Consider the following 23,536-nt stretch of genomic DNA (forward strand, 5'->3'; position numbering starts at 1 on the left):
GTTCTGCCGGAGGTCGGGCAACCGCGGGCCGTCCGTGGCTGGTCGCGCCCACGCGGCGGTAGCCGCCTGTTGACACGGCCCCGCGCCCCTATGGGGCGTCCCCCGCATCCCGGGGGCACTCAAACGCATCCCCCGGCCCCCATGTCGTCTTCTCGTCCCCGCTGTCGCGGACCCCGCACTCCAGCGCCACCTCGGGGCCCTGCCGGGTGTCGTGGAGGATCAGCAGCCGCTTGTCCCGGGGCACCTTCCGGCCCTGGTCGTAGACCAGGGTCCCGGTGGCACCGCGCACCCCGTCGCCACCCCCGGCCCCCGCCGCCAGCACGGTCTGCACCGTGTCGCGCGAGAAGGAACCGGTGCCGGAGGTCTGACGGGCGGTGTTCACGGCGGTGGCCAGCAGCCGCAGCGCGTCCCAGGCGACGGGGGCACGGCCGTCGTTGCTCCACAGGTCGTCCTTGCCGTATGCGTCGAGGTACTGAGTACGGAAGGCCCGGCCCACCTCGTTGGGCCAGTAGCTCTTGGGCACGGCGTGCGCCGCGTAGTAGAGCCGTACGCCCGAGTGGCGGCTGCTGGGCTGCTGGGCGTCCACGACGGCGCTGGTCAGATCGTTGCCACCGAGGGCCGTCACATGGCCACGACAGGAGGTGCCATTGTCGAACTCGTCGAGGAACGCGGAGAACTCGGTACCTCGACCCGCCCAGTACACCACCGTGCGGGGCTCGGCCCGGATCCGCCGGCAGACGGAGGCGGCCATGTCCGCCAGGGTGCGGGCGCGTTCGGTCCGGTCGTCCTGCGGCGGGTCGAAGGGGGCCTCCGGTTCCGCCGTGTAGAGGATCGTGCGGGTGTTCTTGAACTCCTGGACGAACCGGCGGCGCAGATTGTCGCTGTACCGGTCGGTCGGGTCCGCGACGACCACCGCCTCCCGGGCGGGAGCGCACACACCGGGCGAGGTCTCCACGATATTGCCGTGGCGGGCGAACTCGGCGGCGATACGCGCCTCGCGCCGGTTGTCCGGGGCCACCTGCCGGTACATATGGTTCTGCTGCATCTCCTCCGCGGTCGTCACCGTGCCGATCACGGGCAGCCCGACGGCGCCGAGGATGTCCCGGGCCCTCAGGGTGGCCGCCCGGCTCTGTCCCAGCCCGGCCACGCCCATGATCTGCTGGCTTCCGCCGCCCTTCCGCTCCTCCTCGGCCTCCTTGGCGATCCGCTCGGCCGCCTCGGGTGCCTTCGCGAACTGCTGGCCGCCGTCCTCGACCCGGACCCGCAGCCATACCTTGCGGGCCACGTCCCGGGACGCCTCGCGGTTGAGCGCCTCCTGGGCGAGGGCGATGCCGCGCAGTTCGGGGATGGAGCCGCTGTACATGCCCTCCTTCCAGGTCTCGGCGACGGCGGGCACCCCGAGGTAGACGACGGTGCGGACGGCCGTGTTGGGGCGTTTCGCCGCCGCGTCGGCCTCCGCGTTCTGCGCCCTGATGGAGGCCAGCGCCTGCTCGTACAGCTCCTTCGGGGCGATCTCGGGGACCTTGCCCGGGGCGGCCGACTCCGGCATGGCGACGCTCGCGCCGACGCACTCGGTGCTGGTCTCCGCGCCGATCCGGGCCACCGCGAACTGGGCGACGAGCGACAGCGCCGCGACCGCCGCCACCGTCATGACGGCGGCCTCCACACGCGGCGCGGTGTCGGAGTACACCCTGCGGGGCTGGATCTCCGGGTAGCCGCGCAGCCTGCTCTCGGCCTCCTCGTCGGGACGGCCGTCGTAGGGCCCCGCCCCCACGGTCACGGTCCGGCCCCGGCCCCGGCCCTGGCTGCGGGTCCAGGAGTCGATGGTGGTCGTGGCCGCCGCGAGGGTCTGGGCGGTGTCCCGCCCGTCCCGGCCGACGGCCAGCAGCACCACCGCCGTGCTGCCCGTCCGCTCGACCGCGTCGGGGAAGCCCCGGACCACGCTCTCAGTGACCGAACCGGGCGCCCCCGCCCGGGGCAGGACGAGGACGAACCGGCTCCTGCGCCGCCGGGCCCACGGTGACAGCGCGCGCCTGCGCTGAACGGCGTCCTCCAGATCGCTGAGCAGCGCGCACAGCAACACGTCGTTCCGGCCGACGACGACCGCGTCGTGGTGGGCGAAGAAGTCGCCGCGCCCTGAGGGGATCCCCGCCCAGCTCCGGAACCAGCCGTTCTTGCCCATCATCCGGCGCTGCTGCCGCCGCCCGTACAGCCAGCGCGGCAGCGCGCCGAAGAGCGGCCGGCGCGCCCAGTGCCACAGCCAGCCCGGGACGCTCGCGGGCGACTGGCCGTCGCCGCTGATCGCGTAGAGGGCCTTGAGGAAGAGGGAGGTCTTGCAGCGTTCCGCGTAGCACTTGTCGCGCAAGTCTTTTGCCTGTACCGCCGCTTGGGTCTCCCGGGTGCGCGCGTCGGCGAAGGCGCGCACGAGTTCGTAGCGCGGCAGCCGTAATCGGCCGAAGCCGGCGGGCCGGTTGTCGCGCAGGGCGATCTCGATCTGTTCGAAGACGTCGCGGGTGCGCGAGGTGACGCCGACGCGCCGCGTCGTCTCCTGGACCCGGGCGAACGGGACGAGCGCCCGCCCCCGGACCCTCAGCCGCTGACACTCGCCGTCGGCGATCCGCTCCGCCTCGTCCCCGCCCGGCGGCGACACGAGGAGAACCAGAGCGGAGGGGCCACGGCGGCCCGGCGGCACCAGGACGAACTCCTCGAAAGCCGTGACGAAGTCCCCCACGGACGGCAATGGTGGTACAGGCGTGGACACGCTTCACCCCCGAACGGCCCGGAGCCGGGCCGGCAAGTCCCTCCCACGACAGGCGGTCATGGCAAGGGACACGGGGATACGCCCCCGTGCGCCCATCATCCCCAGCACTCCCGGAGCGCGCCACCCACTCCGGCGCACTTCCGTTACACGCCCGGCGCGCCCGGCGCGACCACGACCGTGACCGCGCCAACGGCCTGCCCCATCGCACGACCCCTCGCGTGGACGAGCACCGTGCCGCGCCGCCCCGGTCGTACGGTCGCGGTGTCGGCCCGCGCCGGCCCGGTCACGGTGACGTGCCAGCCGTGGGGAGCCGGCGGCAGGGACAGCTCGGTGGTTCCGCCCGGGGAGGCCCGGTAGGTGAGCCGGTAGGAGCGCGCGCCGGGGTCGTACGCCTCGGCGCCGGGAGTACCGGCCACGGCGGGGGCGTACGGGCGGGCCGTGCGCTCCTTGTTGGGGCGGAAGCGCCCTTGCCGGTCCATGGCGCAGTACGTCTCCCCGTAGCACCACTGCCAGCTCGCCCACCCGGAGGCGTAGCGCCCGATGGAGGCGACGGCGTCCTCGTAGAACCGGCCCATGTGGGGCAGTGAGCTGTCGAGCGGCCCCCACTCCCCCACCACGACGGGCACGCGGTGCTCGCGCGGGTAGCGGACGACGGCCGCCTCGTAGGCCTCCAGCCAGCCGGACGCGGGGTCGTAGTCGCGGCCCGCCTCCATGGCGGCGTTGTAGAAGTGCGGCGCGTAGACGATCTTCGGGTCGGCCACCCGGCCCAGCCCGGTGGGCTTGCCCTCGCCCGCCGCCGGGGTGGGCTCGATGAAGATCCAGTGCTTTCGGTCGACGGCGCGGATCGCCCGCGCGATACGCCGGTACATGGGGGTGACCTGGGTGGCCTCGATACGACGGGCGGCCGTGAACATGTCCTCGCCGGGGCGCAGCCGGCCCATGGGTTCGTTGATCGGGTCGTAGCCCAGGACGGCCGGGTGTCCGGCGAGCCGGCCGGCCAGCACCTGCCACATTCGCGTCTGGGCGAGCCGCAGGTCGGTGTCCTCGTAGAGGTGCTCGAAGGCGGCCTGGACGGCGGGTTCGAAGTACTCGGCGAACCAGTCGTCGGGGTGCTGCCGGTAGGGCAGCCCGTCGGTGCGGGTGGCCCAGGCGGGGATGCCCCGGTGGTCGCCGAAGGCCGGTCCGTAGACGTCCTGGTGGGCGTCGACGAGCACCCGGACGCGGTACTTCGCCGCCCAGTCCAGGACGCGTTCGATCTTCCGTAAATAGGGTTCGCTGTACTCGCCGCGCCGGGGTTCGAGATCGTCCCAGAAGACCGCCAGCCGGGCGAAGTTGAATCCTTGCCCGGCCATGTCGCTCAGCGAGCGCTCGGTGATGTCCTCCAGGGCGCGTTCGCCCCGGTGCTCCTTGTCCGCGAGGTTCCAGCCCCGCAGGGTGAGCGCCCGGCCGTGCTCGTCGGTCAGACGGGGGATGCCGGAGCGAGGAGGGGCCTCAGCGGCGTGGGCCCCGGGAGCGAAAAGGGTCAGGACACAGCTGATCGCGGCGAGGAACGCCGCCGTGCGCGAGCGTCTCTTCGGCATCCGTCGTTCATACCGTCAGCACGACCTTCCCGAACAGATCGCCGCTGTACATCTTTTCGAAGCCCTCACGGGCCCGGTCCAGGGGCAGCACCGTGTCGATCACCGGCCGGACACCGGTGGCCGCGCAGAAGGCGAGCAGGTCGGCCAGCTCCTCCTTGGTGCCCATCGTCACGCCCGCGACATGGAGTTCATGGAAGAAGATCCGCGTCAGCTCGGCCGCCGGGGGCCGGTCGCCACTGGTCGCGCCGGAGATCACCAGAGTGCCGCCGGGCCTGAGCGACTTGACCGAGTGCGACCAGGTGGCCGCGCCCACCGTCTCGACGACCACGTCCACGCGGTGCGGCAGCCGGGCCCCCGGCTCGTACGCCGCCTCGGCGCCCAGCTCCACGGCGCGCTCGCGCTTGGCCGCGTCGCGACTGGTCGCGAAGACCCGCAGCCCGGCCGCCGCGCCCAGCACGATCGCCGCCGTGGCCACCCCGCCGCCGGCGCCCTGCACCAGCACGCTCTGCCCGGGCCGCGCGCCCGCCTTGGTGAACAGCATCCGGTAGGCGGTCAGCCAGGCCGTGGGCAGACAGGTGGCCTCCTCGAAGGACAGCTCCTTCGGCTTGGGCAGCACGTTCCAGGTGGGCACGGCGACGCGTTCGGCGAAGGTGCCCTGGTAGCGCTCGGTCAGGATCGAGCGCGGCTCGTCGGGCCCCACGCCATGGCCGGTCTCGCCGACGACGGAGTGGAGGACGACCTCGTTGCCGTGTTCGTCGACGCCCGCCGCGTCACAGCCGAGGATCATTGGCAGCGTGTCCTCGCCGATCCCCACGCCGCGCAGCGTCCACAGGTCGTGGTGGTTGAGCGAGGCGGCCTTGACGTTGACGATCGTCCAGCCGGGCCGTGCCACGGGCTCGGGGCGCTCCCCCAGCTCAAGGCCGTTCAGCGGCTGGTCGCGGTCGATGCGTGCGGCGTAGGCGGCGAACATGAGCCGAACCTAGTGGCGGGGCACGGCGGAGGAAACCACATGGCGCTGTGACACGCGCCGCGTCCAGGCACTCACTCCGGCAACGGCCGTATCCGCGACGGAGCCCGTCGCACATCGCATTGACCGGGGACCGACCGGACTGTTGGCTTCCTCCGCGTACTCCACGCGCATATGCGCGACCACGCGAGGGGGGAACAACCATGCGTCGACCCGGTCGACTCAGACATGCCGCCCTGACGGCGGCGGCGATATTGGCCTGCTCCACGACCGTCCTGCCGACGGCCACGGCAGCGGCGGACACCCGGGCGGACCGGCCACCGCACACCGAGCGCGTGAGCGTCACCGCCTCCGGGGCCCAGGCGAACAACTCGTCCATCACGCCCACCGTCAGCGCCGACGGGCGGTACGTCGCCTTCCTCTCCGAAGCGACCGACCTCGTGCCCGGCGGGCGGCCCGGCAGACACCTCTACGTCAAGGACCTCCACACCGGAGCGGTCGAACAGATCGCCGTCCCGGACAGTGCCGGGATCGAGGGCGAGCCCGCCCACGTCTCGATCAGCGGTGACGGGCGGTACGTCGTCTTCGAGGGCGTCTACCTGCTGCCGGATCGGGCCGGCATCCGGCGCGACGTCCTCGTCCACGACCGCCGGGCCGGGCGGACCGGCCGCCTCCTCCCGGACCTCACGACACCGGGCGACCTCTCCGACCCGGTCATCAGCGCCGACGGCCGCCACGTCGCCTTCGCCTCCGGCCGCGCCGACCTGGTGCCCGGCGGGACCAACGGGTACAGCCAGGTGTACGTACGCGACCTGGCGAAGGGCACCACGAAGCGGGTGAGCGTCAACGGCGACGGCGCGCCCGGGAACGACTCGTCGGCGGAGCCCGTGATCAGCGCGGACGGCAGCCGGATCGGCTTCCGGAGCAAGGCCACCGACCTGGCCACCGACCTGGCCCCCGGCCAAGCCCCGACCCCAGGGGACCAGGGGCCCGGGAAGCCGCGCTACCGGCCGCTCCGGCTCCACGTGTACGACCAGCGCGACGGAACGACGCGGCGGGCCTCCGAGACCCTCGACGGCCGGGCCGCCAGGCTGATCCCCGGACTGGGAATCAGCCCCGACGGGCGCTACGTCGTCTTCTCCAGCAACACGGACGGCATCGTGCCCGGCCCGGACACGGGCCATACGGACGTCTACGTCCGGGACCTGGAGACCGGCGAGGCACGGCGCGTCAGCGTCACCGGCGACGGCTCCCCGGCCGACGGGGGCTCCTACAGCAGCGGGATCATCAGCGCCGACGGCCAACGGGTGATCTTCACATCCGACGCCGGCAACCTGGTGCCCGGCGACACCAACAACACGACGGACGTGTTCGCGAAGGACCTGCGGACCGGCGCCGTCCAACGGCTGAGCGTCGCGAGCGACGGAACGCAGGGCAACGCCATGTCGACCACGGCCGGCGCCGACGCCTCCGGCCGCACGGTGGCGTTCAACAGCATGGCCGACAATCTGGTGCCGGGGGACACCAACGCCACCTGGGACGTCTTCGTACGCCACACCCGCTGAACGCTGAACGAGGGGAAACGATGCGTCACTTCAGACAGGCCGCCGTCGTAGCGGCGGTATTGGGAAGCTTCGTGGCGGTACCGCCCGTCACCACGGCGGCGGCCGCCGGGGAGGAGCACCGGCAGCAGCAGCGACCGCGCACTGAGCGGGTGAACACCGCCTCCGACGGCGCCCAGGCGAACGCCGAGAGCATCGGCGCGCGCATCAGCGCCGACGGGCGCTTCGCCACCTTCGAGACCGGCGCCACGAACCTCGTGCCCGGCGCCACCGAGCCGATGCGCCGCGTCTACGTCAAGGACCTGCGCAACGGCCGCACCGAGCTCGCCAGCGTCGCCTCCGACGGCACCCCCGCCGACAGGTCGTCGTGGACGACCTCGATCAGCGGCGACGGCCGGTACGTCGCCTTCGACTCCGAGGCCAAGAACCTCGCCCCGAACCGCAATCCGGGCGACTACTACGACGTCTTCGTCCACGACCGGGCCACGGGCCGCACCGAGGTGCTCGTCGAGAACAAGGGCACCAAGCCGGCGCACAGTTCGTCCCCGTCCATCAGTGCCAACGGCCGCTTTGTCGCCTTCTCGTCCAACCGGGACGACCTCGTGCCCGGCGACACCAACGGCCAGACGGACGTCTTCGTCCGCGACCGCCTGCGGGGCACCACCACGCGGGTGAGCGTCACGAGCGAGGGCACCCAGGCCGACGGCTTCTCCGTCTCCCCGGTGATCAGCGCGGACGGCGGCAAGGTCGCCTTCCTGAGCCTGTCCGACCTGGCCGCGCCGCCCGGTGAGGAGAAGTCGCTCCAACGGCCGCGCGCCCGGGGCCTCTACGTCCACGACCTGCGCACCGGCCGCACCCAGCGCGGGGCCCCGTCCCTCGACGGCGGGGGCGTGGCGGTCGACGGCGACTTCGCGCTGAGCCCCGACGGCCGGTACTCGCTCTTCTCGTCCGCCTCCGACGCCGTGGTGGAGAACGACACCAACGGCAAGGCCGACGCCTTCGCCACGGACCTGCTCACCGGCGTCACCCGGCGCGTCAGTGTCGCGGCCGACGGCTCGCAGGCCGACAACAGCTCGTACCGCGGCGCGGTCATGAGCGCCGACGACCGGCATGTGTTCTTCATGTCCCTGGCCGCCAACCTGGTGCCCGGTGACACCAACGGCGTCGAGGACGTCTTCGCCAAGGACCTGGTGACCGGCGCCGTCGAACGCGTCAGCGTCGCCGCCGACGGCTCCCAGGCGAACGGCTGGTCCGACGGACCGAGCGTCGACCTGGCCGGGCGCACGCTTGTCTTCGGCAGCGCCGCGGACAACCTCGTGCCCGGCGACACCAACAAGGTCTTCGACGCCTTCGTCCGCCGACTGGGCTGACCGGCCCCGGCCCCGGCGCCGACGACGAAGGGCCGGCCCGGACCCCACGGTCCGGACCGGCCCACTCGCTCAGGGGGGCGTCAGCGTCGCGCGACGCCGTCCGCCCGCGCCGCCGCGGCCACGGCGGCGGTGACCGCCGGGGCGACCCGCTCGTCGAACGGCGAGGGGATCACCTTGTCCGCGCTCAGCTCGTCCGCCACCACGGCGGCCAGCGCCTCGGCCGCCGCGATCTTCATGCCCTCCGTGATCCGCGAGGCCCGCACCTGAAGGGCACCCGCGAAGATGCCGGGGAAGGCGAGGACGTTGTTGATCTGGTTGGGGAAGTCGCTGCGCCCGGTGGCGACGACGGCCGCGTACTTGTGGGCGACGTCCGGGTGGATCTCCGGGTTCGGGTTGGCCATCGCGAAGATCAGGCAGTTCTCGGCCATCTTCGCGACCGCCGGCTCCGGGACCGTGCCGCCGGAGACGCCGATGAAGACGTCCGCGCCGTCCAGCGCCGTCTCCAACGCACCCGACAGCCCGGCCTTGTTGGTGAAGCCGGCCAGCTCGCGCTTGACGTCCGTCAGGTCGGTACGGTCGGCGGAGACGATGCCCTTGCGGTCGCACACGGCCACGTCGCCGATGCCCGCCTCCACCAGGATCCGGGCGATGGCCACACCGGCCGCGCCCGCGCCCGAGATCACCGCGCGCAGCTCGCCGAGCGTACGACCGGTCAGCCGCGCGGCGTTGCGCAGCGCGGCCAGGGTGACGACGGCGGTGCCGTGCTGGTCGTCGTGGAAGACGGGGATGTCCACGCGCTCCTGGAGCTTGCGCTCGATCTCGAAGCAGCGCGGCGCGGAGATGTCCTCCAGGTTGATGCCGCCGAAGGAGGGCGCCATGCGCGCCACGGTGTCGACGAGTTCGTCGACGTCACGGCAGTCGAGGGCGATCGGGACCGCGTCCACGCCGCCGAACTGCTTGAAGAGGATGGCCTTGCCCTCCATCACGGGCAGGGACGCCTCGGGGCCGATGTCCCCCAGGCCGAGCACCGCGCTGCCGTCCGTCACGACCGCGACTACCTGGGACTTCCAGGTGTAGTCGTAGACCAGCTCCGGCTGTTCGGCGATGGCGCTGCACACCTTGGCGACTCCCGGCGTGTAGGCGAGGGACAGGTCGTCCTTCCCCCGGAGGGGAACGGTCGCCTGAACCGCCATCTTGCCGCCACGGTGCAGCGCGAAGGCCGGATCGAAGAACTCTGCGCGAGCCCCTTCGTCCGTCCCGCTGTCGCTGCGAGGATTCACGATCTCCGCTGCCACTTTTCTTGACCCCTTTGTCGTAAGTGCAGATCGAGGGTAACCGCCTCTGGGTGTGGGAGGCGGGTCGGGCACATGTCCGAACCATGTCCGGACCCCGGACGGCGGATGACTTCCGTGCGACGGGGCGGTACGGACAAAGCGGGCGCGCCGCACATGCGCGCCCTGAGCCCCGGGTGAGGGGTGTAACTGGTCTTTCTACCGGAAGACCACTACGGCCGACGAGTGAGTTCCGGGTCCCGATGGCGCGAACCCGACACGCGATCACGGCGGAAACGTGTCAACTGGTCCTGGACGCGACAAGGTGTCCACGAAGTGAGACGGTGCGGGCGTGACCTGCGTCTCGCGACAGGAAGCCGATCAGAACAGACACAGCAGCCCAAGGGGTGCGAACCGACCGGTAACGAATGGGGATCACCCGTTATCCGATTTTGACATGGCTGGCCCCCCGAATGGGGCAGTCCGGATGGCAAGATGCGCACACCGCACGAGGTCGCGTCGCACGAGGAAGTGTGCTGCGACTTCTTCCGCGTTCTCGCGTGATTGCCGAATTACCTGTCGTATACCCCCTCAACCGCAGGAGGAACGAGCAATGACCGCAAGCACCACCCCTCGCCCGGCTGCCGCCTGGAGTCGTTTGGCCGCCGTCGGCGCGATCGCGGTCGCCGGCACCCTGCTGCTGACCGGTTGCGGCGACCAGAGGAACAAAACCGGCAACGAGTCCGGCCAGTCGTCCGCCCAGGGCTCCTCGGCCCCGCTCTTCGCCAAGCTGCCGGAGAAGATCAAGAGCGCCAAGGTGATCAAGGTCGGATCCGATATCGCCTACCCGCCCGTCGAGTTCAAGAAGGACGGCAAGACGGTCGGCATCGATCCCGACATCGCCGCGGCGCTGGGCAAGCAGCTCGGCGTCCGGGTCGAGTTCGACAACGGCACCTTCGACGCCCTGCTGACCGGATTGCGATCCAAGCGTTACGACATCGCTATGTCCGCGATGACGGACACCAAGGAACGGCAGGAGGGTCTCGACCCCAAGACCCACAAGAAGGTGGGCGAGGGCGTCGACTTCGTCGACTACTTCAACGCCGGTGTCTCGCTCTACACCAAGAAGGGCGACACCAAGGGCGTCAACGGCTGGGACGACCTCTGCGGCAAGAAGATCGCGGTCCAGCGCGGCACCGTCTCCGAAGACCTGGCGAAGTCCCAGTCGGACAAGTGCGAGAAGGACGGCAAGGACAAGATCTCCATGGAGGCCTTCGACACCGACCTGGAGGCCCAGACCCGCCTGCGGGCCGGTGGCGTCGACGCCGTCTCCAGCGACTTCCCGGTCGCGGCCTTCGCGGTGAAGACCTCGGGCGGCGGCAAGGACTTCGAGACCGTCGGCGACCAGGTGCAGGCCGCGCCGTACGGCATCGCCGTCGCGAAGGACAACGCCCAGCTGCGCGACGCCCTCAAGGAGGCGCTCGACGCGATCATCAAGAACGGCGAGTACGAGAAGGTCATCAAGACCTGGGGCGTCGATGCGGGCGCCATCAAGGAAGCGAAGATCAACGGCGGTTCCTGACCTTCGTTTGTCCCTTCGTTTGTCCTGGCTGTCCCCCTCCTCGTAGGCAAACGCTGAAAGGCACCCCCAGTGACTGCTTCCCCCGACAAGCCCGACAAGGCGTCCGAGCCCGACAAGGGGCCGGAGCCTGACAAGGCGGCGGAGCCCGCCGAGACGCCCGAGCCGGAGCAGAAGGCCCCGGCCGACAAGGCCGACAAGGCGCCCGAGCCCGAGAAGAAGGCTTCGGCTGAGGAGAAGGTCTCCACGGAGAAGGCCCCCGCCGAGACGAAGGCGTCCGCGGACAAGGACCCCGTGGACCCGGACCCGGACCCGGACCCGGACCCGGCCGACCCGCCGGCCGACCCGCCCGCCGACCCCCCGGCCCCCACCGCCAAGGCAAGCGCCGGCGAACCCGTCGAGCCCGAGGCGATCAAGGCCATCCCGGTCCGCCACTACGGCCGGTGGATCGCCGCCGTCCTCGTACTGGCCGTCCTCGGCCTGCTGGTGAACGCCTTCGCCTCGGCGAACGTCCACTACAGCGCCATCCCGGACTACATCTTCGACTCCTCCGTCATCTCGGGCCTCGGCAAGACAGTCCTGATCTCGCTGCTCGCGATGCTGCTGGGCCTGGTCCTCGGCATCGTCCTGGCCGTGATGCGGCTGTCGAAGAACCCGGTGACATCGGCGGTCTCCTGGCTCTATATCTGGTTCTTCCGGGGCACCCCGGTCTACGTCCAGCTGCTGCTGTGGTTCAACCTGGCGCTGATCTTCCCGTACATCAACCTCGGCCCGATCTACCGGGACGAGATGAGCGACTTCATGACCCCCTTCATGGCCGCGCTGCTCGGCCTGGGTCTTAACGAGGCCGCCTATATGTCCGAGATCGTGCGGGCCGGCATCCAGTCCGTCGACGAGGGCCAGACCGAGGCCGCCCACGCGCTCGGCATGAGCCAGGGCAGGACGCTGCGCCGGATCGTGCTGCCGCAGGCGATGCGTGTGATCGTGCCGCCGACGGGCAACGAGTTCATCAACATGCTCAAGACCTCGTCGCTGGCCGCGGCGGCGGCCCAGTACCTGGAGCTGCTGCGCTCCACGTCCGACATCGGGCAGACGACCGGTGCGACAGTGGAGATGCTGTTCCTCGCCGCCACCTGGTACCTCATCCTGACCAGCGTCTTCAGCGTCGGCCAGTTCTATCTTGAGCGGCGCTTCGCCCGTGGCGCGCTGCGCAGCCTGCCGCTCACCCCGTGGCAGAAGGTCAGGGCCAACCTGGCGGCCTTCGGCAACCGCTCCAAGGAAGGCGTCAGCGCATGAACGCGATGGTGAAGGCGCAGGGCGTCCACAAGTCCTACGGCGCCGTGCAGGTCCTCAAGGGCATCGACCTGGAGGTCGCCCCGCGCGAGGTGTTCTGTCTCATCGGCCCCTCCGGTTCGGGCAAGTCCACCTTCCTGCGGTGTATCAACCACCTGGAGAAGGTCAACGCCGGCCGGCTCTACGTCGACGGCCAGCTCGTCGGCTACCGCCAGAGGGGCGACAAGCTCTACGAGCTCAAGGACAGCGAGGTCGCCCAGAACCGCCGTGACATCGGCATGGTGTTCCAGCGCTTCAACCTCTTCCCGCACATGACGGCGCTGGCCAACATCATGGAGGCGCCGGTCCAGGTCAAGGGCGAGTCGAAGGCCGTGGCCCGGGAGCGCGCCCTGAAGCTCCTCGACCGCGTCGGCCTCGCCGACAAGGCCGGCAGCTACCCCTCCCAGCTCTCCGGCGGCCAGCAGCAGCGCGTGGCCATCGCCCGGGCGCTGGCGATGGAGCCGAAGCTGATGCTCTTCGACGAGCCGACGTCGGCGCTGGACCCGGAGCTGGTCGGCGACGTCCTGGACGTCATGCGGGGCCTGGCCGAGGACGGTATGACGATGATCGTGGTCACCCATGAGATGGGCTTCGCCCGGGAGGTCGGCGACTCGGTCGTCTTCATGGACCAGGGCGTCGTCGTCGAGTCGGGTCACCCGAGGGATGTGCTGACCAACCCCCAGCACGACCGGACGAAGTCGTTCCTGTCCAAGGTGCTGTAGCCGCGGGGCGTATGGGACGAGGGGCGGTACGGCCTGGTGGACCGTACCGCCCCTCCCCCTTGCCCGTGGGTCACTTCAGGGCGAGCACCATGGCGTCCGCCGGGGAGCTCCACACGGCGCGCGCCTCGGCGAAGCCGGCCTCGCGCAGGGTGCGGGCGTGCCAGTCGACCGAGGGAGTGTCGCCGTCGGCGTGCTCGCCGTAGATCGCGAAGCGCTCGGCGGTCGGGCCGGCGAGGACGGGGTCGGCGGCGGCCAGCCGCCACCAGTCGGCCCAGTCGAGGACTCCCCCGGCCTTCGCCCGCTCCTGCCGGGCGTGGCGCAGGGCACGTTCGGCCTCGTTGATGCGCGGGGTGGCGGGGTCCGGCATGCGGTCGGCGTTCATAAAGACGCCCCCGTCGCGGACCAGCCCGGCGAGCTGCCCGTAGAGGGTGCGGAGGGGGTCGGAGTGCAGCCAGTGCAGGGCGGTGGCCGTGAGGACGGCGTCGTAAGTGTCGTAAGGCAGCGTGCCCGTCCACCGCAAATCTTTCAGATCCGCGGTGACGAACGTGGCCCGGTCGTCGCCCTCGAAGGTGCCCCGGGCGATGGTCAGCAGGGCCGGGTCGAGATCGACGCCTACGGAGGTCGCTCCGGGGAATCGTTCCAGTAGGCGGGCGGTGATGGAGCCCGTGCCGCAGGCGAGGTCCAGCACGCGGGGCTCCGGCCCCGCGAAGGCCTCCACCATGTCGAGCATGACCCGGAACCGCTCCTCGCGGTCGGGCAAGTACCACTCCTGCTGGCGGTCCCAGCTGGTCTGCCAGGCGTTCCAGTCCATGGCGGTGATGCTCTCCGTCATACCGTCGCCTTCCCTCCGTGGTGCCTTGTGAATACCCGGCTTGTAATACCCTCGAAGCAGAATCGGCCATTACTGGTCGACGACAGCGACCCTAGCCCGGCTGCGTAAGGACTACAAGTGGAACTGGCCTATTACTCGGACTTCGCCGTGCGGCTGGTCAACACCGAGCAGCCCGCGCGCGGCACCGACACTCTCACCTCGCTCGATGTGGCCCGCGAGCTCTTCGGCACCGCCTCGCAGGCGGCCCGCCGGCTCGTCGACGGCGACCTCACCCGGATGCGCTCGGCACGGGTCCGGCTGCGCGCGATCTTCGAGGCCGCGTCGGAGGGCGACGAGGTACGGGCGGTGGACCTGCTCAACGCCCTGCTGATGGAGTTCCCCGTCAGCCCCCAGATCTCGGGCCACGAGTACCGGGACGAGGACGGCCGCCCCAAGTGGCACATGCACATCGCCGACCACGCCGCCAACGCGGGCGCGGTCTACACCGCCACCGCGAGCATGGGCCTGGCCGTCCACCTCACGGAGTACGGCGTCGACCGCCTCGGCATCTGCCAGGCCGCGCCCTGCCGCAACGCCTACCTCGACACCTCCACCAACCGCTCCCGCCGCTACTGCTCCGACCGCTGCGCCACCCGCGCCAACGTCGCCGCCTACCGCGCCCGCAAGCGCCTGGAGAACGCCCGCCCCGCCGAACCGGCGGACCGCATCGGCCGTACGGCGGCCGCCGCCCAGGACAGCAGCGCCCCCGCCGACCGCTGACCGGCCCCGGGCGGCGGCCGCAGCCGCAGCCACGCCCGGGCCACCACGAACTCCTCCGGCACCGTGCCGAACTCCCGGCTGTCGTTCTCCACCAGCGGGTTGTCCCCCGTCACCCACCAGCCGCCGTCGCGCCGCTCCACCGCGCGCTTGACGATCAGCAGGTCCTGGCGGAACGGATGGCGCAGCACCACCACGTCCCCCGGCCGCACCGGGGCCCCGTACCGCACGACCAGCTGGTCGCCGGGGTTCAGTGTGGGGACCATCGAGGGGTTGTACACCTCGGCCAGCCCGACCCGCAGCAGTCCGCGACGCTCCCGCTCCAGCTCATGGCCGCGCTCGTCCAGCTGGTCCTGCATCACGGCAACCTCCGCGTCCGTCGCTCCACCGGTCCCAGACTGACACTGGACTTTTGTCCTAAGCCCCCCGGGGCACCCGAGAAAAGCCTTCCCGCACCGAGTAATCTCGCACCTGAGAAGACGATCACGAGGAAGGACAGCACATGCTCTCCCGCCTGTTCGCCCCCAAGGTGAAGGTCAGCGCCCACTGCGACCTCCCCTGCGGTGTGTACGACCCGGCCCAGGCCCGCATCGAAGCCGAGTCGGTCAAGGCCGTCCAGGAGAAGTACCAGGCCAACGAGGACGCGGCGTTCCGCGCCCGCGCGATCCTCATCAAGGAGCAGCGCGCCGAGCTGGCCAAGCACCACATCTCGGTGCTCTGGAGCGACTATTTCAAGGCCCCGCACTTCGAGAAGTACCCCCAGCTGCACCAGCTGGTCAACGACACCCTCAAGGCGCTGAGCGCCGCGAAGGCGTCGACGGACCCGAAGACGGGTGAGAAGGCGCTGGAGCTCATCGCCGAGATCGACAAGATCTTCTGGGAGACCAAGAAGGCCTGACGCCTTCCTCTTCCACTTGTCGCGCGCCGAGGGGCGCCACCGGTTTCCTGGCCGGGGGCGCCCCTTCGGTGTGTCCGGGCGCGGCGCCTACGGAAGCCGCCACCACCATCTCGTGCGGCGGGCCCGCGCCAGGCCGAGCGCGGCGGCGCGGTCGGCGGCGTGGGGATCCCGGGGCGCCGGGGTCATCACGGCGGCCAGCCCCGGTGGCCGCAGCGCGCCGTAGCCGCTGAAGCGGCGCACCCCGCACGAGTGACAGCGGGATTCGCCGTCGGCGTGGGTCCAGCGCGAAGGGTTGTGCTGGCAGCGGCCCACGGCCAGGGTCGCCGCGCTCATCGCCGGGTCCAGTACGGCAGCACGTGCGCGTCACGGAAGTGCGTCCGCACGGCGACCATGGCGTCCACGACTCTCTCTTCGTCCCCGCTCTCCCCGGCCTCCCGGCGCGCCGCCGCGAGCTCGGCGCACTCCGTGCAGCCGACGGGGGACGCGCTGGCCGGGAACCCGGCCGCGTCGCGCTCCTCGCGGGTGGCCAGCCGCAGGTCGGTGGCCAGTACCTCCCACTGGAGGCCGCCGCCGGGTCGTTGCACCTGGACGTGCGCGTCGGTGCTGCCGATCACTTGCGCGAGTCTGTTCTCGCGGATGTCCATGACGTAGGCACCGTTCCGGTAGGTCATGGCCTATCGCCTCCCGATTCGACTTGAGTGGGCCACTCACGATGCCTCCAACCCGCCCATTTCAGGGCTGCACAGTGCGAAATTAACCTGTGTGAGTGACCGCCTCCCCGTGCCCCGGAAGGATCCGCACACCTGCACCACACTGGGCCGCAACACGGAGCCAGGGGAGGAAGTCGTGGGACAACCCGCTCGCCGTACGGCACGTCGCCGCAGGCTGGGAGCAGAACTCAAAGCGCTTCGGGAAGCTGCCAAGGTCACCTCCGAGGAGGCGGCCAGGGCGATCCACGGCGACAGGACGAAGATCAGCAGGCAGGAGACCGGCCGTCACCGCGTTCTGCGACTGGAGCTCGACGTACTGCTCGACCTCTACCAAGTCGGGGACGAGAAGCTACGCGAGTGGCTGATCGCCCTCGCATCGGAGGGCGGAAAACGCAGCTGGTGGCGCCAGCACAGCGATAAGATTCCGCCCGGATTCAAGGAGCTGCTGACGCTGGAGTCCGACGCAGAACGCATCGCTGTATTCCAGTCACAGCTCATCCCCGGACTTCTCCAGACCCGGGACTATGCCACCGCAATCATCAACGGGCACTCGGCGCATCTGGCCGATGACAAGCGCGAATTCTACGTAAACCTCCGCATGGAGCGGCAGGAAATCTTTCAACGCGCCGTCCCGCCGCAATACCTCGCCATCATCCAGGAAGGCGCTCTTCGCCAGGAGATCGGCGGTCCCAAGGTGCTGACCGAGCAGCTCCGCCACCTGGTGGCCTTGAGCCGGGCACCGGAGATGACGATCCAGGTCATCCCCCTTCTCTCAGGGCGTCTTCACCGCCACGCGCGGCTCCTTCGTTCTTTATTCCTACCCGGATCCGTTGGACTTGGACGTTGTCCAGGTCGAATACCTCGACGGCGCCCTGTACCTGGAGGAGGATGAGCCGGTGACGAGGTACAAGCAGGCTCTCGACGGGCTGCGCGCCTCAGCACTGTCTTCCCGCCAGTCCGTTGAGCTGATCTCGTCGATCGCGGACGAACTCGGACACAAGTGAGGTACGGCACGTGATTCGCCATGGTTTACCCCACCAGAAATGGCGCAAGTCGTCACACAGCGGGGACGATGACGCAACCTGCGTCGAGGCCCAGCCCACCACCGACGGCCTGATAGCCATAGGCGACAGCAAAGCCCGCGCGCGCGGCGCGTTCGTCTTCACGCCCCAGGCGTGGACCGCCTTCACCAGAGGCATCCCCGGGGAGACACCTTGAGCGAGCCCCAGGACCAAGTTCTGCCCGACTTCGCAAGGAGCAGCTACAGCTCCGGCGGCCAGAATTGCGTCGAAGTCGCCGCACTCGGCGCAATAGCCTTACACGACTCGAAGCGGCCGGACGGCCCCATAATCCGCATCGGCGCCGACGAGTTCGGCGCCTTCACGCGAGCCGTCAAGGACGGACAGCTGTAGACGGCCCGACACGCTGACAAAAGTCACGGCCGCTTGAGGACGCTTCGCTCTGCTGCCAGGGCGGCGTCTCCCGGGAGTCTGTACGTGTCCCCACCAGGGGCGCGGACGACGACACGGAGGGGCCCGCCCATGCAGACGCAGACGCTCACCACCACCCCCGCACCCGCCGGGGAGCGCCGGGCGCTGGCGCAGAGCCTGACGCCGCTGGTCGTGGACGCCCTCGTACCCATGGCCGGGTACTACGTTCTGACCGACGGATTCGGCATGGGCACCGTCGCCGCGCTCGCCTGGACCAGCGTTCTCCCGGCGCTGCGCTCGGTCTGGTCCCTCGTCAAGGACCGCCGGCTCAACGGCCTCGCCACCCTGATGCTCGTCGTCAACGCCGTAGGCCTCGCGCTGAGCACGGTCACGGGGGACGCGCGGCTGATGCTCGCCAAGGACAGCGCCGGCAGCGGGGCGATCGGCGCGGCCGTGCTGGTCTCCGTGTTCGCCGGGCGGCCGATGATGACGGCGGGGCTCAAGCCCTGGATCACCAAGGGTGGCGACCCTGCCAAAACCGCCGCGTGGGACCGGCTCTCGTACGAATCCGCCCGATTCCGCCGCGCCGAACGCAGGTTCTCGCTGGTGTGGGGACTGGCTCTGCTGACCGAGTCGACCTCCCGGGTGGTCGCGGCGTACACCCTGCCCGCGCACACGGTGGTGTGGCTGGGCAACGTCCTCGCAGGCGCGGCGGTGCTCGTCGCGATCGTCGTCACGGGGGCGGTCGCGGTGGACCCGATGGAGAAGATGGTGGAAGCGGAAGTGACGCCCTCGGCTTAATCGATGGCCTGGACCATTGCGGGCCGGTTGGATGATCGAAAACATCCAGTTCGACGAGGGACCCATGCGCGACGTGTTCTTCCTGGCCCTGCCGGGGCTATTGGCCGCCGGCGGCATCGCGGGAATGGTGGCCGCCGTGGTGCGGATGCGGCGGCTCAGCGCCGTCTGGCGCAGCGGGGTCACGGCCGAGGGCGTGTGCGTCAGCGCGTACGTGGTGACCACGAGCCATGGGCACGGGCATGGACACGGCGGCGGGCCTAGCCACAGCACCTGGCACCACGTATACGAGTTCACCACCCCCGAGGGGGAGGTCCTGCGGTTCGAGGAGGCCGGCGGGCCGCGCACGGTCGTGGGCGGGGACCGGGTCGTCGTCCGCTACCCGGAGGGACGGCCCGACCGGGCCACGGCCATTCCGCCCGGCAAGCGGAACGAGAACCTCCTCGCCACGGGCTGCCTGCTCGCCTTCCTGACGGTCTTCGTCCTCGCGGCGCTCTCGTTCATCGGCTTCTATCTGACGGTCCTCCGGCCCGGGGCGAACGCGGTGGAGGACCGGATCAAGGACACGGTCCGTCACGTCCGGGAGAGCCCGCAGCCCGGACCGACCGGCGGGTTCCCCACGGGGTTCCCGAGCGGGCTCCCCACCGGTCCCCCCGACGGCTGGCCCAGCGACATGCCGCCGCCCCCGCCACTGCCGTAACAGGGGCAACGCAGGGCAACGGTGCATCCGCGCGTCGCGCGACGTTCAGGTCCGCGTCGCCGACGCGCCATCGCCCGTCGTGAACATGCCACACATGAGCGAAACGATCACGGCCCGCCGCGCCGTCGCGACCGTCGCGGCCACCGCCGTGCTGGCCCTCGCGGGCGCGGCCGCCACCCCCGCCGAGGCGGCCACCCCCACGAGGACCTCCGGAACCGCCGGCCTCAAGGGCATCGACCACGACGCATGGCTGAAGGACGTCCAGGCGGTCGTCGACCAGGCCAAGCCCTACGTCGCCGACCGCACTGCCCACACCAACGGGCACAAGCAGGCCGTCGTCCTCGACATCGACAACACCTCGCTGGAGACGGACTTCCACTGGGCGACCATCCCCACGCCCGCCGTCGCGCCCGTCCTGGAGCTCGCGCGCCTCGCGCACGACCGCGGCGCGGACGTCTTCTTCGTCACCGCGCGCCCCGGCGTCCTCACCCCGGCCACGGAGTGGAATCTGCGCCGGGTCGGCTACCCCGTCAGCGGCCTGTACGTGCGGCACCTCCCGGACCTCTTCCAGGACGTGAGCACGTACAAGACCGCCAAGCGGGCGGAGATCGAGGCCAAGGGCTACACGATCATCGCCAACATCGGGAACAACACCACCGACCTGGTGGGCGGGCACGCGGAGCGGACGTTCAAGCTGCCGGACTACGACGGCAAGCTTTCCTAGCCCTCCTCAGCGCCGCTTCCGGCGGTCGTACCAGGCGATGCCCAGGGCCGCCAGGACGATCTGGACCACCCAGACGAGCCAGGTGATGCCCTTGGTGTCGTAGAGGCCGAGCGGATGAGAGATGAGGGCGCCCACGAAGGCCGCCACGATGCCGATGACGACCGTCATCACGACGCCCACGTGCTGACGGCCCGGAACGACCAGCCGGCCCAGGATGCCGATGAACGCGCCGATCACGATCGCGCTGACGATTCCCGAGATTTCCATGACCTCCCCCTTGTGACCGTTTCCTGTCGATACACCCTGCCCATCCCGCAGCGGGTGCATGTCGGACCGCCGGCCCGGCGCGATGCCTAGACTGGGGCCTTCCGGGCGTGCGGACCGCCGGGAGATCCACGGGGATGGGAGAGCGACAGTGACGGCACGCGTCGGGAGCTTCGGGAGTCTCGAAGGGCCCCTCGACGACACATGCGACCCGTCGGCCGAGGTACTGGCCGAAGCGGCCGCCGCCTTCGGTCTGCTCGCCTCCTCCGCGCGGCTGCACCTGGTCTGGGCGCTGGCCCAGGGCGAGAGCGACGTCAGCGGACTGGCCGAGCGGGTCGGCGGCGCGCTGCCCGCCATCAGCCAGCACCTGGCGAAGCTGAAGCTCGCCGGCCTGGTGCGCTCGCGGCGCGAGGGCCGCCGGGTGGTCTACCTGGTGGACGACCCCGACGTGGTGACCATCGTCCGGCTCATGGTCGGCCAGCTCGCCGACCGCAAGGCCGACACCGGGGTGAACGCCGGCGCCGGACGCCTCCGTGGTCTGGGCGCCTGAGGCCCGTACGGCCCCCGGCCGGGACACGGGCGGCACCTCGCTGGAGGTGCTGCGCGCCCTGGAGAGCGGGCCGCGCGGACTGACCGAGGCGGAGGCGGAGGACCGCCTGGCGCGCCACGGCGAGAACGTCTTCCCCGGCCGCCGGCCGGCCTCCTGGCCGCGCCGCTTCGCGCGCAGCCTGCGCGACCCCTTCACCGCCGTCCTGATCGGCCTCGGCCTGGTCTCCGCGCTCATGGCCTCCTGGGGCACGGCCTGCGTCATCGCCGTCCTGGTCACGGTCAGCTGTGTGCTGCGGGCGACCGGCGAGCACCGCGCCGACCGTTCGGCGGCCTCCCTGCGCGAACTGGTCGCCACCACCGCGACGGTCCGCCGCAGGGCCACCGAGTCCGCTCCCCCGGCCACCCGGGAACTCCCCGTCGAACAGCTCGTCCCGGGCGACCTGGTCCTCCTCGGCCCCGGCGACCTCGTCCCCGCCGACCTGCGCCTGCTGCGCGCCACGGGACTGACCGTTCACGAGGCGGCGCTGACGGGCGAGTCGGCGCCGGCCGACAAGGCCGCCCCGGCCGCGACCACCGCGACCGCGCCCGGTCACCTGTGCTTCCAGGGCAGCAGCGTCGTATCCGGCACCGGCAGCGGCGTCGTCGTCGCCACCGGCCGCGACACCGTCCTCTCCGGTGCTCTCCCGGCGAGCGGTGGGGACACCAACAAGGGCAAGCGACTCCTCCGCCCCTTCGACCGCTCGGTCAACGGCATCGCCTGGACCCTCATCCGGTTCATGCTGCTCACCGCGCCCCTCGTCCTGCTCGCCGACGCCCTGGTGCGCGGGCGGGGGCTCGCGACCCTGCCGTTCGCCGTCGCGGTCGCGGTCGGGCTGACGCCCGAGATGCTGCCGGTGATCGTCACCTCCGCGCTGGCACGCGGCGCCGCGCTGCTCGCCCGCGACGGCGAGGTGATCGTCCGCCGGCTGCCCGCCCTCCACGACCTGGGCGCGGTCGACGTGCTGTGCGTCGACAAGACCGGCACCCTCACCGAGGACCGGCCCGTCCTCGCCCTCGCCGAGGACCCCGAAGGCCACGCCGACCAGGACGTCCTGCGCTGGGCCGCCGTCAACGCCCTGTGGACCCTCCACCTGGCCGAGCTGCCCGTACCCGACGCCCTCGACGAGGCCGTCCTCGAAGCCGGGGACGCGTTGGGGGACGACCCGGCCTTCGAGGGCGTCGACGCGCTGCCCTGCGGACCCGGCCGCCGGCTGTCCACGGCCGTCGTCCGCCGCCCCGGCGACCCCCGCTTCGCCCTCGCCGGGACGCACACGCTCGTCGTCAAGGGCGCCCCCGAGGACGTCCTGGACCGCTGCGCCCTCGACCCCGCCGAACGGGCCCGGCTCACCCGCCGCGCGGACGACCTGGCCGCCGAGGGCCTGCGCGTCCTGGCCGTCGCCCGCGCCGAGCGGCCCGCGCGCGACCGCCCGTACACCGAGGCCGACGAACGCGACCTGACCTTCACCGGCTTCGTGGGCCTCTCCGACGCGCCCGCACCCACAGCGGCCGAGGCCCTCGCCGGACTCGCCCGCAACGGCGTCACGGTCAAGGTCCTCACCGGCGACCACCCGGGCACCGCCGCCCGCGTCTGCCGCGAGCTGGGGCTGGACCCCGGCACCCCGGTCACCGGCGACCGCATCGACGCGCTGGACGACGCGGAGCTCGCCCGGCTCGCCGCCGGCACCACCGTCTTCGCCCGCTGCGCCCCCGCCCACAAGGCCCGGGTCGTCGGCGCGCTGCGCGGCGCGGGCCACACCACCGGCTTCCTGGGCGACGGCGTCAACGACCTGGCCGCCCTCCACGCCGCCGACGTCGGCGTCTGCCCGCGCGACGGCGTGGACGTGGCCCGGGAGGCCGCCGACGTCGTCCTCGCCTCGAAGGACCTCACCTCCCTCGACCGGGCCATCGTCGCCGGCCGGGGCGCCACCGCGAACATCTCGGCCTACCTGCGGATCACCCTGTCGTCGAACTTCGGCAACGTGATCGCGATGCTGGTGGCCGGGCTGATGCTGCCGTTTCTGCCGATGCTCCCGGCCCAGGTGCTCGTCCAGAACCTCTTCTTCGACGCGGCCCAGCTCTCCCTCGCCTTCGACCGCCAGGACGACCGCGCCCACACCCGCCCGGCGGTACTGCGCCCGCGCGCCCTGCTGCGCTTCGTGACGGGCTTCGGCCTGCTCAACGCCGCGGCCGACCTCGCGACGTTCGCGGTGCTCGCGCTGGCGGTGCGGTCGCTGGGGGCGGAGGCGGGGCAGGACGCGTTCCATGCGGGGTGGTTCACGGAGAACTTGCTGACGCAGGCGATGGTGATGGCGTTGTTGCGGTCGGGGCGCGCGGGGGCGCCGCGCCCTGTGCGGGCGGCTGTGGCCGGGCTGGCAGTCGTCGGCCTGCTGCTGCCCGTGTCGCCGCTGGGATCGATGCTGTCGATGTCCCCGCTACCGGCGCTGTACTACGGGCTGCTGGCGTTGGTGCTGGTGGTGTACGGGTGCGCGCTGACGGTGGCCAGGTCAGGGAGGTTTTCTCCCCAGCCCCGCCCCTTCCCGTAACCGGGGCTCCGCCCCGGACCCCGCTCCTCAAACTCCCCCAGCTACCGCTGGGAGGTGCCCCCAGGGGGCTGGATTGTGGCCCGGACCGGGGCCTCACCACCCCCCGCCACCGAAGTCGCCACCGCCGCCCCCAAAGTCCCCGCCACCCC

Annotated in this window: 24 protein-coding genes and 1 pseudogene; 16 read left to right on the forward strand and 9 right to left on the reverse strand. The window is 71.3% G+C overall.

The window, feature by feature from the left end; translation table 11 throughout:
* Positions 1-88: 88 nt before the first annotated feature.
* From RM609_RS18075 to RM609_RS18085, 3 genes are all read right to left on the reverse strand, one after another.
* Positions 89-2,731, reverse strand: coding sequence for an ABC transporter substrate-binding protein (locus RM609_RS18075; protein WP_311612119.1), 2,643 nt, complete (start codon positions 2,729-2,731; stop codon positions 89-91).
* A gap of 173 nt (positions 2,732-2,904) precedes the next feature.
* Positions 2,905-4,341: a cellulase family glycosylhydrolase gene (locus RM609_RS18080; protein ID WP_311612121.1), complete on the reverse strand. Its 1,437-nt coding sequence runs from the start codon at positions 4,339-4,341 to the stop codon at positions 2,905-2,907.
* A gap of 7 nt (positions 4,342-4,348) precedes the next feature.
* On the reverse strand, positions 4,349-5,311 hold the full coding sequence (locus tag RM609_RS18085) for a zinc-binding dehydrogenase (protein ID WP_311612123.1): 963 nt from the start codon (positions 5,309-5,311) through the stop codon (positions 4,349-4,351).
* Between the two features lie 200 nt (positions 5,312-5,511).
* On the opposite strand from RM609_RS18085, the gene RM609_RS18090 reads away from it, so the two are divergent.
* Positions 5,512-6,873, forward strand: coding sequence for a TolB family protein (locus tag RM609_RS18090; protein ID WP_311612124.1), 1,362 nt, complete (start codon positions 5,512-5,514; stop codon positions 6,871-6,873).
* 20 nt (positions 6,874-6,893) lie between these two features.
* Entirely contained in the window at positions 6,894-8,240 is a 1,347-nt protein-coding gene (locus tag RM609_RS18095) for a TolB-like translocation protein (RefSeq protein ID WP_311612126.1), read from the forward strand.
* 80 nt (positions 8,241-8,320) lie between these two features.
* Here the strand turns inward: RM609_RS18095 and RM609_RS18100 are convergent, their stop codons facing one another.
* The gene (locus RM609_RS18100; RefSeq protein ID WP_311612127.1) at positions 8,321-9,535 is read right to left on the reverse strand and encodes an NAD(P)-dependent malic enzyme; all 1,215 of its coding nucleotides are present in this window, start codon (positions 9,533-9,535) and stop codon (positions 8,321-8,323) included.
* Positions 9,536-10,124: 589 nt separating this feature from the next.
* On the opposite strand from RM609_RS18100, the gene RM609_RS18105 reads away from it, so the two are divergent.
* The 3 genes from RM609_RS18105 (at position 10,125) to RM609_RS18115 (ending at position 13,144) form a co-directional block, all read left to right on the forward strand.
* Positions 10,125-11,093 carry an ABC transporter substrate-binding protein gene (locus RM609_RS18105; RefSeq protein ID WP_311612129.1) on the forward strand — a complete coding sequence of 323 codons (969 nt, stop codon included), beginning with the start codon at positions 10,125-10,127 and terminating at the stop codon, positions 11,091-11,093.
* Between the two features lie 291 nt (positions 11,094-11,384).
* Positions 11,385-12,386, forward strand: a complete 1,002-nt coding sequence (locus RM609_RS18110) for an amino acid ABC transporter permease (protein ID WP_438828472.1) — start codon at positions 11,385-11,387, stop codon at positions 12,384-12,386.
* Positions 12,383-13,144 (forward strand): amino acid ABC transporter ATP-binding protein, encoded by a 762-nt coding sequence (locus tag RM609_RS18115; protein WP_311612130.1) that lies wholly within the window; start codon positions 12,383-12,385, stop codon positions 13,142-13,144. The genes RM609_RS18110 and RM609_RS18115 overlap by 4 nt, the downstream gene beginning before the upstream one ends.
* A gap of 70 nt (positions 13,145-13,214) precedes the next feature.
* Here RM609_RS18115 and RM609_RS18120 read toward each other — a convergent pair whose 3' ends face one another.
* Positions 13,215-13,976, reverse strand: coding sequence for a class I SAM-dependent methyltransferase (locus RM609_RS18120; RefSeq protein ID WP_311612131.1), 762 nt, complete (start codon positions 13,974-13,976; stop codon positions 13,215-13,217).
* Between the two features lie 117 nt (positions 13,977-14,093).
* Between RM609_RS18120 and RM609_RS18125 the strand changes: the two genes are divergently transcribed.
* A complete protein-coding gene (locus tag RM609_RS18125; protein ID WP_311612133.1) occupies positions 14,094-14,735 on the forward strand; it encodes a CGNR zinc finger domain-containing protein in 642 nt (213 codons plus the stop codon).
* Here RM609_RS18125 and sodX read toward each other — a convergent pair.
* On the reverse strand, positions 14,627-15,091 hold the full coding sequence (gene sodX / locus RM609_RS18130) for a nickel-type superoxide dismutase maturation protease (RefSeq protein WP_311612164.1): 465 nt from the start codon (positions 15,089-15,091) through the stop codon (positions 14,627-14,629). The genes RM609_RS18125 and sodX overlap by 109 nt on opposite strands.
* A gap of 143 nt (positions 15,092-15,234) precedes the next feature.
* On the opposite strand from sodX, the gene sodN reads away from it, so the two are divergent.
* The gene (sodN, locus tag RM609_RS18135; RefSeq protein ID WP_311612135.1) at positions 15,235-15,630 is read left to right on the forward strand and encodes a superoxide dismutase, Ni; all 396 of its coding nucleotides are present in this window, start codon (positions 15,235-15,237) and stop codon (positions 15,628-15,630) included.
* Positions 15,631-15,717: 87 nt separating this feature from the next.
* Here sodN and RM609_RS18140 read toward each other — a convergent pair whose 3' ends face one another.
* Together RM609_RS18140 and RM609_RS18145 are read right to left on the reverse strand one after the other, a co-directional pair.
* Complete coding sequence (locus tag RM609_RS18140) at positions 15,718-15,963, reverse strand: DUF6255 family natural product biosynthesis protein (RefSeq protein WP_311612136.1); 246 nt, start codon at positions 15,961-15,963, stop codon at positions 15,718-15,720.
* Entirely contained in the window at positions 15,960-16,301 is a 342-nt protein-coding gene (locus RM609_RS18145) for a hypothetical protein (RefSeq protein WP_311612138.1), read from the reverse strand. The genes RM609_RS18140 and RM609_RS18145 overlap by 4 nt, the downstream gene beginning before the upstream one ends.
* Between RM609_RS18145 and RM609_RS18150 the strand changes: the two genes are divergently transcribed.
* The 7 genes and pseudogenes from RM609_RS18150 to RM609_RS18180 all read left to right on the forward strand — a co-directional run bounded on the left by RM609_RS18150 (position 16,300) and on the right by RM609_RS18180 (position 19,992).
* Entirely contained in the window at positions 16,300-17,232 is a 933-nt protein-coding gene (locus RM609_RS18150) for a helix-turn-helix domain-containing protein (protein WP_311612139.1), read from the forward strand. The two genes, RM609_RS18145 and RM609_RS18150, sit on opposite strands and share 2 nt — an antisense overlap.
* Positions 17,165-17,344 (forward strand): annotated as a pseudogene (locus tag RM609_RS18155) (Scr1 family TA system antitoxin-like transcriptional regulator); the annotation flags it as partial. The gene RM609_RS18150 and the pseudogene RM609_RS18155, both read left to right, overlap by 68 nt.
* A gap of 10 nt (positions 17,345-17,354) precedes the next feature.
* Entirely contained in the window at positions 17,355-17,558 is a 204-nt protein-coding gene (locus RM609_RS18160; RefSeq protein WP_311612140.1) for a DUF397 domain-containing protein, read from the forward strand.
* Positions 17,555-17,752 (forward strand): DUF397 domain-containing protein, encoded by a 198-nt coding sequence (locus tag RM609_RS18165; RefSeq protein ID WP_311612141.1) that lies wholly within the window; start codon positions 17,555-17,557, stop codon positions 17,750-17,752. Before RM609_RS18160 ends, RM609_RS18165 begins: the two co-directional genes overlap by 4 nt.
* 129 nt (positions 17,753-17,881) lie before the next feature.
* Positions 17,882-18,571 (forward strand): VC0807 family protein, encoded by a 690-nt coding sequence (locus RM609_RS18170; RefSeq protein WP_311612142.1) that lies wholly within the window; start codon positions 17,882-17,884, stop codon positions 18,569-18,571.
* 31 nt (positions 18,572-18,602) lie between these two features.
* Positions 18,603-19,268 carry a DUF3592 domain-containing protein gene (locus tag RM609_RS18175; protein ID WP_311612143.1) on the forward strand — a complete coding sequence of 222 codons (666 nt, stop codon included), beginning with the start codon at positions 18,603-18,605 and terminating at the stop codon, positions 19,266-19,268.
* A gap of 94 nt (positions 19,269-19,362) precedes the next feature.
* Positions 19,363-19,992: an HAD family acid phosphatase gene (locus tag RM609_RS18180; RefSeq protein WP_311612145.1), complete on the forward strand. Its 630-nt coding sequence runs from the start codon at positions 19,363-19,365 to the stop codon at positions 19,990-19,992.
* A gap of 6 nt (positions 19,993-19,998) precedes the next feature.
* Here RM609_RS18180 and RM609_RS18185 read toward each other — a convergent pair whose 3' ends face one another.
* Positions 19,999-20,259, reverse strand: coding sequence for a GlsB/YeaQ/YmgE family stress response membrane protein (locus RM609_RS18185; protein ID WP_311612146.1), 261 nt, complete (start codon positions 20,257-20,259; stop codon positions 19,999-20,001).
* Between the two features lie 148 nt (positions 20,260-20,407).
* Between RM609_RS18185 and RM609_RS18190 the strand changes: the two genes are divergently transcribed.
* Positions 20,408-20,806 carry an ArsR/SmtB family transcription factor gene (locus RM609_RS18190; RefSeq protein ID WP_311612148.1) on the forward strand — a complete coding sequence of 133 codons (399 nt, stop codon included), beginning with the start codon at positions 20,408-20,410 and terminating at the stop codon, positions 20,804-20,806.
* Positions 20,790-23,387 (forward strand): magnesium-translocating P-type ATPase, encoded by a 2,598-nt coding sequence (mgtA, locus tag RM609_RS18195; RefSeq protein ID WP_311612149.1) that lies wholly within the window; start codon positions 20,790-20,792, stop codon positions 23,385-23,387. Before RM609_RS18190 ends, mgtA begins: the two co-directional genes overlap by 17 nt.
* Positions 23,388-23,536 lie beyond the last annotated feature (149 nt).

The sequence above is a fragment of the Streptomyces hesseae genome (genome assembly GCF_031845785.1).
Classification (GTDB): domain Bacteria; phylum Actinomycetota; class Actinomycetes; order Streptomycetales; family Streptomycetaceae; genus Streptomyces; species Streptomyces hesseae.

What these genes read in the sequence shown, in the direction of transcription:
- RM609_RS18080 (WP_311612121.1), bottom strand. Translation starts at nt 4,341, where the DNA reads ATGCCGAAGAGACGCTCGCGCACGGCGGCGTTCCTCGCCGCGATCAGC.
- RM609_RS18085 (WP_311612123.1), bottom strand. Translation starts at nt 5,311, where the DNA reads ATGTTCGCCGCCTACGCCGCACGCATCGACCGCGACCAGCCGCTGAAC.
- RM609_RS18090 (WP_311612124.1), top strand. Translation starts at nt 5,512, where the DNA reads ATGCGTCGACCCGGTCGACTCAGACATGCCGCCCTGACGGCGGCGGCG.
- RM609_RS18095 (WP_311612126.1), top strand. Translation starts at nt 6,894, where the DNA reads ATGCGTCACTTCAGACAGGCCGCCGTCGTAGCGGCGGTATTGGGAAGC.
- RM609_RS18105 (WP_311612129.1), top strand. Translation starts at nt 10,125, where the DNA reads ATGACCGCAAGCACCACCCCTCGCCCGGCTGCCGCCTGGAGTCGTTTG.
- RM609_RS18115 (WP_311612130.1), top strand. Translation starts at nt 12,383, where the DNA reads ATGAACGCGATGGTGAAGGCGCAGGGCGTCCACAAGTCCTACGGCGCC.
- RM609_RS18120 (WP_311612131.1), bottom strand. Translation starts at nt 13,976, where the DNA reads ATGACGGAGAGCATCACCGCCATGGACTGGAACGCCTGGCAGACCAGC.
- sodX (WP_311612164.1), bottom strand. Translation starts at nt 15,091, where the DNA reads ATGCAGGACCAGCTGGACGAGCGCGGCCATGAGCTGGAGCGGGAGCGT.
- sodN (WP_311612135.1), top strand. Translation starts at nt 15,235, where the DNA reads ATGCTCTCCCGCCTGTTCGCCCCCAAGGTGAAGGTCAGCGCCCACTGC.
- RM609_RS18140 (WP_311612136.1), bottom strand. Translation starts at nt 15,963, where the DNA reads ATGAGCGCGGCGACCCTGGCCGTGGGCCGCTGCCAGCACAACCCTTCG.
- RM609_RS18150 (WP_311612139.1), top strand. Translation starts at nt 16,300, where the DNA reads ATGGCCTATCGCCTCCCGATTCGACTTGAGTGGGCCACTCACGATGCC.
- RM609_RS18145 (WP_311612138.1), bottom strand. Translation starts at nt 16,301, where the DNA reads ATGACCTACCGGAACGGTGCCTACGTCATGGACATCCGCGAGAACAGA.
- RM609_RS18170 (WP_311612142.1), top strand. Translation starts at nt 17,882, where the DNA reads ATGCAGACGCAGACGCTCACCACCACCCCCGCACCCGCCGGGGAGCGC.
- RM609_RS18175 (WP_311612143.1), top strand. Translation starts at nt 18,603, where the DNA reads ATGATCGAAAACATCCAGTTCGACGAGGGACCCATGCGCGACGTGTTC.
- RM609_RS18180 (WP_311612145.1), top strand. Translation starts at nt 19,363, where the DNA reads ATGAGCGAAACGATCACGGCCCGCCGCGCCGTCGCGACCGTCGCGGCC.
- RM609_RS18185 (WP_311612146.1), bottom strand. Translation starts at nt 20,259, where the DNA reads ATGGAAATCTCGGGAATCGTCAGCGCGATCGTGATCGGCGCGTTCATC.